Below are 13,948 nucleotides of genomic sequence, written 5' to 3'. Positions count from 1 at the left end.
GCGCGCCCGGGCACCGGGACCGGTGCGCGCGCTCGGCACGCACCGGAGCCGGGACCGCCTGCTGCCCGCGTCGGCCGCTGGGTCGTCAGGCGCGCCCGGTCATCCCATCGAGTGGACCGTCCGGTCCGACGACCGGCTCCGTGGGGCCGAGCAACCGCGTGGTCCAGTCAGCCAGGGCGGCCGTCGCGCTCCGCGACACAGCAGCCTCGGGCGCCATCGACGTGAAGCCGTGGAACGCACCGGGCCAGACGTGCAGCTCCGCGTCGACACCGGCCGCCCACAAGCCGCTCGCGAAGGCGACGGTCTCGTCCCGGAACACCTCCGCGCTGCCGCAGTCGATGTACGTCCTGGGCAACCCTGTCAGGTCGGTGGCGCGGGCCGGAGCGGCGTAGACCGAGACGTCGTCCGTCGCGCGTCGGGACCCGAGGTAGGCCTCCCACCCCGCGCGCGTCATCTGGCGGTCCGCGACGCCGACACCGTCGATCTGCAGGGTCGACACCGATCGATCGCGGTCGTCGAGCATCGGGGACACCAGGACCTGCGCGGCGATCGCGGGGCCACCTCGGTCCCGGGCGAGGAGGGCCGTGCCCGCTGCGAGTCCCGCTCCCGCGCTCTGCCCGGCGATGACGAGGCGGTCCGGGTCGATCGAGAGTTCCTCGGCGTGCGCGGCGACCCAGACGAGCGCCGCGTAGCAGTCCTCCACGGGGAAGGGGTCAGGGTGCTCCGGTGCGAGGCGGTAGTCGACGCTGCAGAGCACGACGTCGTGGTCGAGGAGCCAGGCGTCGTACGACTCGAGGTTCGACAGGTGGTGGCCGAACATCATCCCGCCGCCGTGGATGGTGAACACGCCGGCCGTGGGACCGGTCCGACCGATGCGCTGGATGATCGCGAGGCGGATCGGGTCGCCGCGGTGGCCCGGCACAGTGGTGCTCCGTCGTTCGAGGCCGCGGGACCGCAGTCGTGCGTCGAGCGCCTCCTCGGTGACGTCGAGCTGCCGCATCCGCGGCAGGGTCTCGTCGGACAGCACGAACGGTCCACGTGCGGACAACGCGGCGAGGAACCCCGCGAACTCCGGGTCGAACGGCGGGCGGATGGTCTCAGACACGGTCGGTCTCCTGCGTGATCGGGGGGGTGGTGGTGGTGGTGGTGGTGGGAGTGGGGGTGCGGCGTGCGCCGATGAGTCCGAGGCCGACGAGGACCGCGGCCAACCCGGTGACGACGACGCCGGCGACGGCGATCGCGTCCCCGAGGGCCGCGGCCCGTGCCGGGTCCGCGTGCGTCGTGAGCGCGCCGCCGACGAGCGTGGCGAGGACCGTGCCGACGACGGCGACGCCGACGGCCGTCGCGATCTCGCTCGACGTGTCCACGAGCGCGGCGCCGACGGAGGTCCGGTCCTCCGGCAGGCCGGACAGCACGGACGCACCGGCCACGGCGCCGGCGACCCGCATGCCGGCGGCGACCAGGACGAGGGCGACGACGACGAACGGGTAGCCGGACCGGCCGAGCCCCGAGAACACGGCGAGCCCGACGACGACCGTCGCGGCGCTCGCCCACGCGGCACGTCCGAGGCCGATCCGCCGGACCACGGGCCCGACGAAGCGCCCCCCGGCGAGCAGCACGACCACCTGCGGCAGCGTGCCGACCGCGGCGAGGGCCGGCGGCCAGCCCCAGGCGGACTGCAGCTGCAGCGTGACCATGAACGACAGTGCGGACGTGGCGAGTCCGGCGGCCGCCTTGTACGCCAGACCGCTCGCCACGAGCGGGCGTCCGACGAGCCGGAGGTCGAGCAGCGGGTGGCGTGCGGTGCGTTCCCGGATGACGAAGCCGGCCGCGGCGAGGACCGTCCCCACGCCGGTGCTCCACGCGGACCAGGCCGACCCGTCCACGACGAGGGTCGGGGTGACGAGCAGGCCGACGACGCCGAGCGTGCCGAGCACGGCGCCGGGGACGTCGACCGGCGCGCGGTGCAGCTCGTCCGGGCGGTCGACGGCGATGCCAGCCCGGATGCCGGCAAGGGCGATCACCGCGATCGGCGCGTCCGCCACGAGGAGCACCTGCCACGGGGCCACGGCCAGGACGAACCCGCCGATGGTCGGTCCGAGTGCGAGCCCGACGAGCCCGGCGGTGGAGACCACCGTGAGTGCGCGGACCCGGAGGTCCTCGTCGTCGAAGAGCCGGAACGCGAGCGCCATCGACCCGGGCGTCGTCATCGCGGCGGCGATCCCCATCAGTGCCCGGACGGCGATGAGCTCCCCGACCGAGTCGACGGCGAGGGTCAGGGCGCTCGCCACGGCGAGCACGGTGAGGCCGACGAGCATGGTGCGGCGACGGCCGCTGCGGTCGGCGACGGCGCCGAAGAGCAGCATGAGGCCGCCGAACGCGACCGAGTAGGCGCCGGACACCCACTGCAGTGCGGTCGTCGAGGCCCGGAGGTCGTGCGCGATCGTCGGCAGCGCGACGTTCAGCACGGAGTTGTCGAGCATCTCGAACAGGAACACGGCGGACAGGCCCGCCAGGGCGAGCCACGCGTCGCGCAACCGCCGTGGCGCGGTCCGGGTCGTGCTCGGGGTGGTCGTTACGGACACGGGCGCACTCCTTCGATGAAGAAGTGGCGACTCCCGTGAGACGCGTACGCGGTTCGCCTGCCGGAGCGGGCGTGTTTTTCCCTCTGGCGGTGACAGTAGCGCACGCCGACCGGTCTGCGCCAGCACGAGGCAGGCCGGGGAGTGGTGGGCCGGGTCAGTCGGTGGCACCCCGGGGTGGGTCGACGAGCAGTCCGACGCGGTCGTCGAGGTACTCCGCGAGCGGCACCGCGGCGCCGGCGGTCGGCGACCACCGCACCAGCGGCGTGCCGTCCTCGACGAAGAGCACGCCCGGCGAACCGACGAGCGACCCGTCGACGGGGATCGGTGTCGCGCCGTGGTTCACGGTGTCGCCGGGTTCGAAGTGCCCCTTCGCCGCGGCCGCCCGGTACGCCCGGCGGACCTCGGCCGAGACCGAGACGAACTGCGACCGTCCCGCCTCGGTGACGCGGGTGATGCGTCCGGTCGCCCAGACGCCGCCGGCGGTGTCCGCGCTCGACCCGAGGAGGAGCGCCCCGACCCGCCACACCCGGCCGAGCGAGCGGATGACCGGGTCGCGCCGGATGCCGAGGACGGCCTTCGGCTCGACGTACTCGCCGAGGGCCTCGTCGCCCACCCCGGCGTCGCGGAGCGTCCGCACCGCCGCGTCGAGCAGCGACCGGGCCCGTTCCACGCCGTCCGTCACGTCACCCGAGCGTAGCCCGGTGCACCCTCGTCCAGACCGTGGAATGCCGCCGGCACACGTGCCGTTGCACCGACCGGAGAACGAGGAGGGCCCATGGGCATCGTGCGGTGGCTGTTCGACGCGCAACTCGTCATCGGCGACCAGACCGTGCTCTGGCGCGAGGTGATCGGGAACGTGTTCGGTCTGCTCAGCGCACTCGGCGGCATGCGCCGGAAGGTGTGGGCGTGGCCGGTCGGCATCGTCGGCAACGCGCTGCTGTTCACGGTCTTCATGGGGGCGCTCTTCGACACCCCGAACCCGGTGAACCTCCTCGGCCAGGCCGGTCGGCAGGTGATGTTCGTCATCGTCAGTGTCTACGGCTGGTACCGCTGGACGCACCGTCCCGACGACGCGACGACCGTGATCGACCCGCGCTGGGCCTCCTGGCGGACCCGGGCGCTGCTGGTCCTGGGCCTCGTCGGCGGCACCGCGGTCCTGACACCGGTGTTCCGGGCGCTCGGGTCGTACGAACCGGTGTGGAGCGATGCGTGGATCTTCGTCGGCTCGCTGCTGGCGACGTACGGCATGGCCAAGGGCTGGGTGGAGTTCTGGCTCATCTGGGTCGCGGTCGACCTGGTCGGTGTCCCGCTGCTGTTCTCGGCGGGGTACTACGCCTCCGGGCTGATGTACGTCTTCTACGGGGTGTTCACGCTCACCGGCTTCTTCGTCTGGATGCGTCAGCGCACCCGGCCGTCCGCGGCCCCGGTCACCGTCGGCTGATCCGCAGAACGCGGCGTCCCCCGTGTGGGGCGCAGACACACGGAGTGGAGTCGGGTGGGATGGTCGGATGGACCACGACCACGACGCCCCGTTCGAGGACGAGCAGTCCATCGCCGAGCGCATCGTCCGTGGCGCGATCCGTGCGTACCGGCTGCACCCGTTCGACGCCGTGGACGCCACGATCGTCGCCGAGGTCGCGGGTGTCGCGGTCGAGGTCGTCGACCGGCTCTTCCCGACGTGGGACGCACTGCTGCTCGTGACGTACGACCGGTGGGCGCAGCTGCGCGGTACCCGCCGGAAGGAGCCGCCGAGCTGCACGATCGCCCACGTCCGGACGACCCTCGCCGAGGACGTCGCCGACCCCGGGCTCGTGCGGGTCCTCGCCGGCGTGCTCACCGTCGCCGCGAGCGACACGAGCTTCGCCGAGCTGTTCCGGAAGCGCTTCGACGAGTACGTCGGGCAGCTCGAGGCCGGCCTCCAGCGCGACGCCGACGCGGGCAACGAGCACCTCGCCATCCCGGCGTACCAGGCGGCGACCCAGCTCCTGGCCGTGTACGAGGGGCTCCAGGTCCAGATGCTCGTGCGCCCGCACGTCGACGTCCTGGTCGAGTTCGACCGGGCCGTCCGCACGCTCCGCCAGGGGTGGCGCGAGCGCGAGGTGCCCGCGTGGGACCTCGACGAGGTGGTCCTGACGAGCTAATCGATATGGAAAGTGCTTGCCGGAATGGAAAGTACTTGCCATGATGGTGTCAACGAGAGGGGACACCATGGAACCGACCACACCAGGACGAGGACCGGGACCGGCCGAGGCCGCGCAGCTGCTCGCCCGTGCCGACCGGATCAGCCGACGGGCGCACGACGCCGTCCGCTGGCCCTACGTCACGTTCATCACCGCGCTCGGCGTCTCGACCGCGCTGGGCACGCTCGGGATGGGGCTCACCGACGGGGACGCGTTCGCCGCCGTCTACGTCGGCACCCTGACGACGGTCTTCGCGCTGCTGCTGTCCTTCACGGCAGCCATCCGCGGGAGGTCGGCGTTCGCGCGGAGCCGCCGGTGGACCGTGTACATGGCGAGCTGGACGGTGACCTACTGCGCGGCGATCGCGGTCGCCGTCTGGGTGCACGGGTCCGTGCTCTGGTCCGGCATCACCTCCGGTCTGGTCCTGGCCGTGGCGATGGCGTGTGCGGCGTGGGAGTCGCGCTCGTGACGACCACCGACCGGGTCCACCCCCGGCACGAGCTCGACGACCTGCTCCAGCACCCGGTGCGGTTCTCGGTCGTCGCGGCACTCGCCCGGGCCGGCACGCTCGGCTTCCGCGAGGTCCGGGACGCCGTCGAGGTCAGCGACTCGGTGCTCAGCAAGCAGGTGTCGGCGCTCGAGGCGGCGGGCTACGTGTCGGTCGGCAAGGCCTTCGTCGGGAAGACGCCACGGACGTCCGTCACGCTGACGAAGCAGGGACGCACGGTCTGGACCGCGCACCTCGACGCGCTGCGGAGGATCGCCGGCGGGTGACCGTCCGGCGGGGCCGGGTCAGCGCGTGCGGGCCCGGCGCCAGGACGCGATCTGCCGCAGCGTCACCTTCGACCCGTACTGCGCGACCGAGTGCCGGAACAGGTACTCCGCGAACCACAGCAGCAGCCCCGCGACGACGAAGACCTCGACGATGCAGACCACGGACTCGGTCACGCTGAGCGATCCGACGGCGTTCCGGACCATCGCGGTGATGGGCGTGAAGGTGGGGAAGTAGGTGAAGAACGCGGCGATCGGCGAACCGGGCGTGGTCATCACGAAGAACGCCGCGTAGATCGGGATGATCAGCGCGAAGATCGCTGCGGACTGCAGCGCCGAGGCGTCCTTGATGGACGGCACCGCGGCGCCGACGGCCACGAACAACCCGGACGCCAGCAGCACGCCGCCGACCAGCAGCAGTGCGCCGACGACCATCCGCCACGGGTCGATGACGAGTCCGCCCAGGCGCGATGCGATGAGCGGCAGGAGCGCGATCAGGCCGACCAGTCCCGGGACGACGAAGATGCCGACCTGGACGAACCCGACGAGCAGCATCGCGATGACCTTGCCGCGGATGAGGTCGCCGGCGGTGACCGTCGTGAGGATCATCTCGGAGATGCGGTTCTCCTTCTCCTCGACCACGACCGTCACCATGCGTGCGGCGAGCAGGATGACCAGCCCGAAGAACGCGGCGACGAAGACGAACGGCGGCACGATCGACAGCCAGCCGGGAGCGACCCGCCCGTCGGCGTAGGTCGTCAGGTCGGTGTCCGGCGGGGTCCGGAGCAGGTGCACGGCCTCGGGGTCGTCCACGGTCGCGGCGACGCTCTGCTCGAGCACCTGTTCGGCGAGTGACGAGTAGCCGCCGTTGCCGAAGAGCCCGCGGTCGGCGGCCTCGACGCGGATCGGGGTGGTCGACGGGGACGCCGGGAACGCGATGAACGCGTCGAGCCTCCCGTCGCGCACGGCTCGTCGGTCCGCCGCCGGATCGGTCGACGGCGATCCGCCCCACTTGTGCGCAACGCGCTCGGAGACCAGTCCGGAGTCGTCGACGTAGTGGAACGGGGTCCGTGCCGCCGACGAACTCGACATCACCGAGTCCGTGCCCGCGGCCTGCCCGACGCCGACGAGCAACGAGACCACGACGATGACGACGGGGAGCGCGAGGGTGCCGATCCAGAACGCCGGCTTCTTGACCGCGCGGACGAACTCGAACCGGACGACGGTCCCGAGGCGGCTCACGCGGCCACCCCGGTCTCGGCGTCGTGTCCGTACACCTGCACGAAGATCTCGTCGAGGGGGATGCGTCGCATCTCGAAGGCGGTGACGTGCACGCCCGCGGCGACGAGTGCGGCGAGGATGTCGGAACCGTCGGCGGCGGCCGCCTCGGTCGGCACGAGGTAGGCGACGTGTCCCTCGTGGCGGGCGAGTCGCCACAGCGGCGAACGGGGGACCGCGCCGTCGAGGCCGACCCGCGCGACGGCGCCGCCGAAGGCGTCCTGCACGTCGGGGATCGTGCCGTAGGCGGCCGCGGTGCCGTCCTTGAGCAGGAGGATCCGGTCGCACAACCGCTCGACCTCGTCCATGTGGTGGGTGACGAGGACGACGGTCGCGCCGTCGGCCTTGCGCTCGTCGACCAGGTCGAGCAGCAGTCGGCGGTTCACCGGGTCGAGGCCCTTCGTCGGCTCGTCGAGGATGAGCAGGCGCGGACTGTCCATGATGGTGATGCCGAGTTGCACCTTCTGCTGCTGGCCACCGGAGAGCTTGTCGATGCGCAGCTTCGCGCGGTCGGCAAGCCCCACCCGGGCGAGGTAGTCCATGCTCCAGGCGGTCGCCTCCGGTCCGCGGATCCCGCGGAGCCGGCCGAAGTACGACATCACGTCGATGACGGACTCCTTGCGGTAGAGCCCGCGCTCCTCCGGCAGGTAGCCGATGCCCCCGGTGGCCGGTCGGTACGGGTGTCCGTCGATCGTGAGGGTGCCGGACGTCGGCGTCGTGATGCCGAGCAGTGCGCGGATCGTCGTGGTCTTGCCGGAGCCGTTGCTGCCGAGCAGGCCGAACGTCTCGCCGGGTGCGACGTCGAACGACAGCCCGTCGACCACGTTCCGGTCGCCGTACCGCATCACGAAGTCCCGCACGGCGATGTTCGCTCCGGCCATCCTCGCCCCTCTCGACGTGCCGACCCTACCGGGACCGCCTGACGGGCCGTCGGCCTCAGAGGAGCACCGCGGCCGCGGCGCCGGACAGGACACTGACGGCGATCCCGACGGCGTCGCGGACGATCCCCCCGCGTCGGCGCGGGTGCCGCCACGGCAGAGCCGGCCACCGCAGGGCGATGCCCACGGCGCACGCGGCGGCGACGAGCACGAGCCCCCACCACGCGGCGATCACCGGCCCGTCCCAGTCGCCGAGCTGCCGCGCGACGACGAGGACCGCCGCGGCTCCGGCAGCGCCGGCGGTCACGGCGACGCGGTCGTGGGCACCGGGACGGAGCGGGACCCGCTCGCGGAGGCCCCGGAAGCCGGCGAGTGCCGTCCGGGCCGGACCGACGAGTCCGATCACGGACACGACGACGAGGATCCACCCGGCGCTCACGATGCGAGCTCGGTGAGGAGCCGGAACCCGATCGCGTCGACGTCGGCGGCGACGTCCGTCGCGACGAAGACCCCCGTCCGCGCCGCGCGGTCCAGGGCCAGCATGGTCGCGTAGCCGCCCGTCCCGCCGTTGTGCCAGGTCACCGTGCGGCCGCGGTACGGCGTGCTGAACCACGCGAGGCCGATCCGTCTGCCGTCGCCGGCGTCGAAGCGTGGCTCGAGGAGTTCCCCGGCGGCGACACCGGGCAGCGCGTCGTCGAGGACCGCCCGGACGTAGCGCGCCATGTCGGCGGCCGTCGAGCGGATCCCGCCGGCCGGGGCCCACCCCGCCATCGTCCACGGGTCCGCCGGCCGACCGGTGGACGTCCGGCCGTGCGGTGCCCCGGCGCGCAGTCGGGCCGCGCTCAGCGGTGCCGTGGTCGCGTCCATGCCGAGGGGACGGAGCAGGCGGGAGCGCAGGAGCTCGTCCCACGCACTGCCGGTCGCCGACGCGAGCGCCTGGCCGAGCAGGGCGACGCCGAGGTTCGAGTACGAGACCTCGCCCCGCTCCGTCCGGCCCACCGAGCGTGCGGCGGCCACGACGTCCTCCGGGCCGTCGGCCGCGTACGGGTCGGTCCGCAGGAAGTTCGAGAGCACCATCCTGCCGACCGCCGCCGGGCGGGGGTCGAGCCGGGGCAGCCCGGACCGGTGGGTGGCGAGGTCGAGCAGGGTGTAGTCGCCGGCACCGACGTCGAGGTGGTCCCGCACCGGGTCGTCGAGCGACACCGCACCGAGGGCGGCCGACCGCGCGAGGAGGAACGCGGTCGTCGTCTTCGTCACCGAGCCGATCTCCACCTCGGTGTGCCGGTCGGCGCCGAGCCCGGCGAAGCGCTCGCCGTCCGGCGTCACAACGGCGGCCGTCACGTTGCCGACGGCGGTCCCGGCGCAGATCGCCGCGAGTCGTCCGGCGAGCTCGGCGTCGCCGGTCCGACGCGCTCCGGGCCGTGGCGGCCGTGGGCGCCCGAGTGCACCCAGGCCGAGGACCGCGGCGCCCGCCCCGACCGCCGTCAGCGCCGTCCGTCGGCGCACCGGCCGGGCGGTCACGCGGTCCTCCCGCCGGCGAGCACCGTGGCCAGCAGCGGCACGAGCCGCTCCGGCGGGACCGCGTAGTGTCCGCGCGTCGTCTGCCGGACCCACCCGGCGGTCTGCAGCTGCGCGAGGTGGTGGTACACCTGGCCGGTGCTGCCGACGTCGGGCAGGTCGCGCAGCTCGGCGACCGAGGCCGGGCGGTCCGCCAGCACCTGCAGGAGCCGGAGCCGTACCGGGTGCCCGAGCGCGGACAGGGACGTCGCCACCGTCCCGGCCGACCAGTCGTCGGCGAGCAGCTCGGAGGCGGTGGCACCGTACTGCCACCGGACCGGGCCGCCGGGTGTCAGGACGCTCCCGGTGTACAGCACGCCGCCGTCGTCCCCGGTGCGCGCCTCGAGCCCGGTGAGGGCCCAGAACGCGTCGCCGTCGGCGGCAGGGGGTGCGTCGGCGACGGGCTTCCCTGCGCCGGACGCTGCTTCCAGCGCGGACACCCGCTGCCGGAGGTCCGCGATCGCTGCGGCGGTGTCGGTCTCGGCCATCCTCCGATACTACGGAATTCCGGAAAGAACACAACGCTGCGGGTCCCCGACACGATCGGGACGCCGGCCCCGGTCGCCGTCGGGGTCGCAGTGCGGCTGGTCGCGCGGGCGCGGTGGCGCGGGCGGGAGCGACGAGCGGGCCGGCTGCCGGACGCTCGACGGACGAACAGGAGGCGCGGTGCCGACCGGCACCGCGCCTCCTGTTCGTGTCGGGGCGACCGACGATCGCTACTCGGTGGTGGCGACCCAGTCGATCAGCAGGTTGCCGGACGCGCCCCAGTTGCCGGTCTGGAACATGAAGCGGTGCGGCGTGGTCGGGACGTCCTTCGTGATCGTCTGCAGGACCTTGCCGTCGACGCTGTAGGTGACGGACTTCCCCGGGTCCCAGTCGACCGTGTAGGTGTGCCAGTCACGCCACGAGACGCCGGTCGCGACCTGCGCGCGCTCGGCTTCGCGGCCGGGCGTCATCGAGTGCTGGAACGCGGACGGGCTCGACTCGAAGTTGCCCTCGGGGAAGTCGATCTCGCCGTCGGACCACGTGTTCGACGTGGGCCACAGCATGAACGCCGCACCGTTGCCGGTGCCGCCCGTGGCCTTCGCGCGGACCGAGAAGGACCCGCCGACGTGGTCCCAGGCTCCGGCGACCGTACCGAAGGTGCCGGCCGCACCGGCGCCGCCGAGCGCGACGTCCATGACGCCGTCGTGGACGGAGACGGTCTTGCTCGGCTCGTAGATGCCGGACGTGCCGTCGGGGTAGGGCTGCCAGGCCTGTCGGTACGCCGCGGCCACGCGGCCGACCGCTGCCGCGGTGTCGAAGTCCTCGACGAACGGTGCGTCAGGCGCCGCTGCGGGGTCGTCGGCGGCAGGGGCTGCTGCCTCCTCCGGCGCGGAGGCGTCCGAAGGCGCGGCCGAGGGGTCGGATGACGGGGCGAAGCTCGGGGCGAGCTGCTCGCCGGTGGGCTCCGCGGGCTCTGCCGACGGGGTGTCGGACGGCGTCGGCTCCGCGGTGTCCTGCGGGGTCTCGCTCGGAGTGGGGGACGGCGTCCACGGTGCGTGGTGCTGGTGACCGCCCCAACCCCACCAGGTGTGGGCGGAGGCAGCGGTCGGGACACCGAGGACGAGGGCGCCGGCGGTCGCAGCTGCGAGGACGGCGAGTCGACGGTTCACCGGGTGATCCGGTCGACGGAGGGCGTGGAGTGGGCGCGCACGGTCGTGCGCACGGTTCGGGTGTCGATGACGGGCTCCTCGGGTGTGGGGCTCGGGATGGCACGGACCCGCGTCCGGCGGTGCTGCTGCCGGGCTTCGGTGACGAGTCCACGAACATCATGCCCCATGTGTGCCCCGTTCGGGGGGTCCTGGTGCAACCTGCGTGGATCGGCGTTCGACCCGAGGAAGCCTCGTCAGCTCCGGGCGACCGGGACCAGCCGCGCGAGCTGCGTCACGTGCCCCGGTTCGAGTTCGTCGAGCGAGGCGACGCCGAGCAGCCGCATGGTGCGCTCGATCTGTTCGGAGAGGATCTGGATCATCCGGTCGACACCGGCCTCGCCGCCCGCCATCAGGCCGTACAGGTACGCCCGGCCGACCATCGTGAACCGCGCACCGAGCGCCACCGCGGCGACGATGTCGGCGCCGGACATGATGCCGGTGTCGAGGTGCACCTCGGTGTCCTTCCCGACCTCCTTGACCACCTGGGGAAGCAGGTGGAACGGGACGGGGGCGCGGTCGAGCTGGCGGCCGCCGTGGTTCGAGAGCGTGATCCCGTCGACGCCCATCGAGGCCAGACGCTTGGCGTCCGCCAGGGACTGCACGCCCTTGACGACGACCTTGCCCTTCCACTGCGACCGGATCCACTCCAGGTCCTCGTAGGTGACGGTCGGGTCGAACATGTGGTCGAGGAGCTCCCCGACGGTGCCCGACCAGCGGTCGAGCGACGCGAACGCGAGCGGTTCGGTGGTCAGGAAGTCGAACCACCACCAGGGGCGGGGGATGGCGTTCAGCACCGTCCGGGCGCTCAGCTGCGGCGGGATCGAGAACCCGTTGCGCTTGTCCCGCAACCGCGCACCGGCGACGGGCACGTCGACGGTGACGAGCAGCGTGTCGAACCCGGCCTTCTCGGCGCGGGAGACGAGCGCCATCGACTTCTCGCGGTCCTTCCACATGTACAGCTGAAACCAGTTCCGGCCGTCCGGGTTCGCGTCGCGGACGTCCTCGATCGCCGTCGTGCCCATCGTGGACAGCGAGAACGGGATGCCGGCGCGGCCTGCGGCCCGGGCACCGGCCCGTTCGCCCTCGGTCTGCATCATCCGCGTGAAGCCCGTCGGGGCGATGCCGAACGGGTACGCGACCGGGGCGCCGAGCACCTCGCGCGACGTGTCCACCCGTGACACGTCCCGCAGGATCGCGGGCGTGAACTCGATGTCCTCGAACGCCTGCCGGGCGCGCGCCAGGGAGATCTCGGCCTCGGCGGCGCCCTCGGTGTAGTCGAAGGCGGCCTTCGGCGTGCGGCGTGCGGCGATGTCCCGCAGGTCCCAGATCGTCAAGGCCTGTTCGAGGCGCTGACGTCGACCCGGCAGCGAGGGCTTCTTGAACTGCATGAGCGGCGCGAGGTCCCGCACCGTCGGCAGCTGCCGCTTGACCCGCGTGCGAGCGGCGGACGCGGACCCGGTCGCGGGCGCCGGTGCGCCGGTTGCGGGGTCGATCCGGTGCTGGTCGTCGGTCGTGGTCATGCGTGGCTCCTGACGGGGGATCGATCGGGATCGGCGCGCGACGACGCCGAGGGGGTGTACCGCACGGGCTCGACGCTCCGTGCGACGATGCTGCGGAGTGCCTCCAGTGAAGCCCCTCCGAGGCCCGCGAGTCCGACGGCGCGCGCCTGCACCAGCACGTTGCCGAGTGCGGTGGCCTCGACCGGGCCGGCCACGACCGGCAGGCCGGTGCGGTCCGCGGTCAGCTGGCAGAGCAGCCGGTTCTGCGAGCCGCCGCCCACGACGTGCACCACCCGGATGGCCGTGCCGGTCACGTCGGCGATGGTGCGCAGGGTCTCGGCGTACGCCGTCGCGAGCGACTCGAGGATGCTCCGGACGAACTCCCCGCGCGACGCGGGGGCGCTCAGCCCGTGCGCCGCGCACCACGCGGCGATCCGCGCCGGCATGTCGCCGGGTGCCGTGAACGACTCGTCCGCGGGGTCGAACACGGGGACCGGAGCGGTGACGGCCGCGGCGGAGGCGAGCAGCGCCTCCAGGTCGACCGTGTCCCCTCCGCGCTCCCACGTGCGGACGCTCTCGGACAGCAACCACAGCCCGGACACGTTCTTCAGGAAGCGGACCCGGCCGTCGACCCCGCCCTCGTTCGTGCAGTTGGCGGCGCGTGCGGCGTCCGACAGGACGGGGGCGTCGAGCTCGACGCCGACGAGCGACCAGGTGCCGGACGAGATGTACGCGAAGTCCGGCTCCGTCGCGGGGACCGCCACGACGGCGCTCGCCGTGTCGTGCGAACCGACCAGCGTCACGTCGGCCTGGCCGCCGACGAGCTCGGCGACGGACGGCAGCAGCGGGCCGAGTCGGTCGCCCGGGTCACGCAGCGTGGGCAGCAGCCCGGTCGGGAGGCCCGCAGCAGCCCGCACCGCCGGGTCCCACCCACGGGTGGTCGCGTTCAGGCCCCCGGTCGTCGAGGCGTTCGTGCGCTCGGCCGCCTCGACCCCCGTCAGCCAGTACCCGAGCAGGTCGGGGACGAGCAGCGCACGCTGCGCGAGCTGCAGCGACGGGTCGGCAGCCCACTGGAACAGGGTGTTGAACGGCAGGTGCTGCAGGCCGTTCCGGGCGTACAGCTCGGTGGCGGCCATCCGGTCGTGCACGGGGACGACACCGCCCTGGTGCCGGTCGTCGCGGTAGTGCGACGGCAGCCCGAGCAGTCGGCCGTCGCGGAGCAGGCCGTAGTCGACCGCCCACGAGTCGATGCCGATGCTGGCGATCGCGGGGTGCTCGGCGAACGCTCGCCGCAGCCCCTCGGTCACCTGTCGGTACAGCTCGACGACGTCCCAGTGCAGGGCGTCGCGGCCGGTGTCGGCGTCGCCCTCGTGCAGGGTGACGGGGCCGTTCGGGAACCGGGCGACGTGGTCCGTCCGGACGCCTTCGGCATCGACGTGCCCGACGATCACCCGCCCGCTCGTGGCGCCGAGGTCGACCGCGGCGACGCTGCCGCTGTTCGTCACG

At 73.2% G+C, this 13,948-nt stretch carries 15 protein-coding genes; 4 read left to right on the top strand and 11 right to left on the bottom strand.

From position 1 onward, the window contains the following. Positions 1–85: 85 nt before the first annotated feature. The 3 genes from AAEP86_RS17095 to AAEP86_RS17085 all read right to left on the bottom strand — a co-directional run bounded on the left by AAEP86_RS17095 (position 86) and on the right by AAEP86_RS17085 (position 3,267). A complete protein-coding gene (locus AAEP86_RS17095) occupies positions 86–1,105 on the bottom strand; it encodes an alpha/beta hydrolase (RefSeq protein ID WP_420368472.1) in 1,020 nt (339 codons plus the stop codon). Beyond that, positions 1,098–2,585: an MFS transporter gene (locus tag AAEP86_RS17090; RefSeq protein ID WP_420368471.1), complete on the bottom strand. Its 1,488-nt coding sequence runs from the start codon at positions 2,583–2,585 to the stop codon at positions 1,098–1,100. The genes AAEP86_RS17095 and AAEP86_RS17090 overlap by 8 nt, the downstream gene beginning before the upstream one ends. A gap of 154 nt (positions 2,586–2,739) precedes the next feature. After that, positions 2,740–3,267, bottom strand: a complete 528-nt coding sequence (locus tag AAEP86_RS17085) for a hypothetical protein (RefSeq protein WP_420368470.1) — start codon at positions 3,265–3,267, stop codon at positions 2,740–2,742. Between the two features lie 93 nt (positions 3,268–3,360). On the opposite strand from AAEP86_RS17085, the gene pnuC reads away from it, so the two are divergent. The 4 genes from pnuC to AAEP86_RS17065 all read left to right on the top strand — a co-directional run bounded on the left by pnuC (position 3,361) and on the right by AAEP86_RS17065 (position 5,539). Beyond that, on the top strand, positions 3,361–4,026 hold the full coding sequence (gene pnuC / locus AAEP86_RS17080) for a nicotinamide riboside transporter PnuC (protein ID WP_420368469.1): 666 nt from the start codon (positions 3,361–3,363) through the stop codon (positions 4,024–4,026). 67 nt (positions 4,027–4,093) lie between these two features. Then, positions 4,094–4,726 (top strand): TetR family transcriptional regulator C-terminal domain-containing protein, encoded by a 633-nt coding sequence (locus AAEP86_RS17075; RefSeq protein ID WP_420368468.1) that lies wholly within the window; start codon positions 4,094–4,096, stop codon positions 4,724–4,726. 67 nt (positions 4,727–4,793) lie between these two features. Further along, entirely contained in the window at positions 4,794–5,234 is a 441-nt protein-coding gene (locus AAEP86_RS17070) for a chemotaxis protein CheY (RefSeq protein WP_420368467.1), read from the top strand. Continuing rightward, positions 5,231–5,539, top strand: a complete 309-nt coding sequence (locus AAEP86_RS17065; RefSeq protein ID WP_420368466.1) for a winged helix-turn-helix domain-containing protein — start codon at positions 5,231–5,233, stop codon at positions 5,537–5,539. The genes AAEP86_RS17070 and AAEP86_RS17065 overlap by 4 nt, the downstream gene beginning before the upstream one ends. A gap of 18 nt (positions 5,540–5,557) precedes the next feature. Here AAEP86_RS17065 and AAEP86_RS17060 read toward each other — a convergent pair whose 3' ends face one another. The 8 genes from AAEP86_RS17060 to AAEP86_RS17025 all read right to left on the bottom strand — a co-directional run bounded on the left by AAEP86_RS17060 (position 5,558) and on the right by AAEP86_RS17025 (position 13,947). Continuing rightward, the gene (locus AAEP86_RS17060; RefSeq protein WP_420368465.1) at positions 5,558–6,778 is read right to left on the bottom strand and encodes an ABC transporter permease; all 1,221 of its coding nucleotides are present in this window, start codon (positions 6,776–6,778) and stop codon (positions 5,558–5,560) included. Beyond that, positions 6,775–7,695 (bottom strand): ABC transporter ATP-binding protein, encoded by a 921-nt coding sequence (locus AAEP86_RS17055; protein WP_420368464.1) that lies wholly within the window; start codon positions 7,693–7,695, stop codon positions 6,775–6,777. The genes AAEP86_RS17060 and AAEP86_RS17055 overlap by 4 nt, the downstream gene beginning before the upstream one ends. A gap of 55 nt (positions 7,696–7,750) precedes the next feature. Next, positions 7,751–8,131 (bottom strand): hypothetical protein, encoded by a 381-nt coding sequence (locus AAEP86_RS17050; RefSeq protein ID WP_420368463.1) that lies wholly within the window; start codon positions 8,129–8,131, stop codon positions 7,751–7,753. Next, positions 8,128–9,213, bottom strand: a complete 1,086-nt coding sequence (locus AAEP86_RS17045) for a serine hydrolase domain-containing protein (RefSeq protein ID WP_420368462.1) — start codon at positions 9,211–9,213, stop codon at positions 8,128–8,130. Before AAEP86_RS17045 ends, AAEP86_RS17050 begins: the two co-directional genes overlap by 4 nt. Next, positions 9,210–9,737 carry an ArsR/SmtB family transcription factor gene (locus tag AAEP86_RS17040; protein ID WP_420368461.1) on the bottom strand — a complete coding sequence of 176 codons (528 nt, stop codon included), beginning with the start codon at positions 9,735–9,737 and terminating at the stop codon, positions 9,210–9,212. Before AAEP86_RS17040 ends, AAEP86_RS17045 begins: the two co-directional genes overlap by 4 nt. A 228-nt stretch (positions 9,738–9,965) precedes the next feature. Further along, entirely contained in the window at positions 9,966–10,904 is a 939-nt protein-coding gene (locus AAEP86_RS17035) for a glycoside hydrolase family 16 protein (protein ID WP_420368460.1), read from the bottom strand. Between the two features lie 233 nt (positions 10,905–11,137). Further along, positions 11,138–12,331: an alpha-hydroxy acid oxidase gene (locus tag AAEP86_RS17030; RefSeq protein WP_420370524.1), complete on the bottom strand. Its 1,194-nt coding sequence runs from the start codon at positions 12,329–12,331 to the stop codon at positions 11,138–11,140. 128 nt (positions 12,332–12,459) lie between these two features. Further along, a complete protein-coding gene (locus tag AAEP86_RS17025) occupies positions 12,460–13,947 on the bottom strand; it encodes a rhamnulokinase (protein ID WP_420368459.1) in 1,488 nt (495 codons plus the stop codon). Position 13,948: the final 1 nt, after the last annotated feature.

Origin of the sequence: Curtobacterium sp. L1-20, from assembly GCF_048755855.1 — a bacterium.
Lineage (GTDB): Bacteria > Actinomycetota > Actinomycetes > Actinomycetales > Microbacteriaceae > Curtobacterium.
The sequence above is the reverse complement of the archived record's forward strand: the minus strand, read 5'-3'. Positions and strand labels throughout refer to the sequence as shown.

Bases quoted from the DNA above. Each gene is read 5' to 3' on its own strand.
- pnuC (WP_420368469.1), top strand. From the start codon at position 3,361: ATGGGCATCGTGCGGTGGCTGTTCGACGCGCAACTCGTCATCGGCGAC.
- AAEP86_RS17075 (WP_420368468.1), top strand. From the start codon at position 4,094: ATGGACCACGACCACGACGCCCCGTTCGAGGACGAGCAGTCCATCGCC.
- AAEP86_RS17070 (WP_420368467.1), top strand. From the start codon at position 4,794: ATGGAACCGACCACACCAGGACGAGGACCGGGACCGGCCGAGGCCGCG.
- AAEP86_RS17055 (WP_420368464.1), bottom strand. From the start codon at position 7,695: ATGGCCGGAGCGAACATCGCCGTGCGGGACTTCGTGATGCGGTACGGC.
- AAEP86_RS17040 (WP_420368461.1), bottom strand. From the start codon at position 9,737: ATGGCCGAGACCGACACCGCCGCAGCGATCGCGGACCTCCGGCAGCGG.
- AAEP86_RS17030 (WP_420370524.1), bottom strand. From the start codon at position 12,331: ATGCAGTTCAAGAAGCCCTCGCTGCCGGGTCGACGTCAGCGCCTCGAA.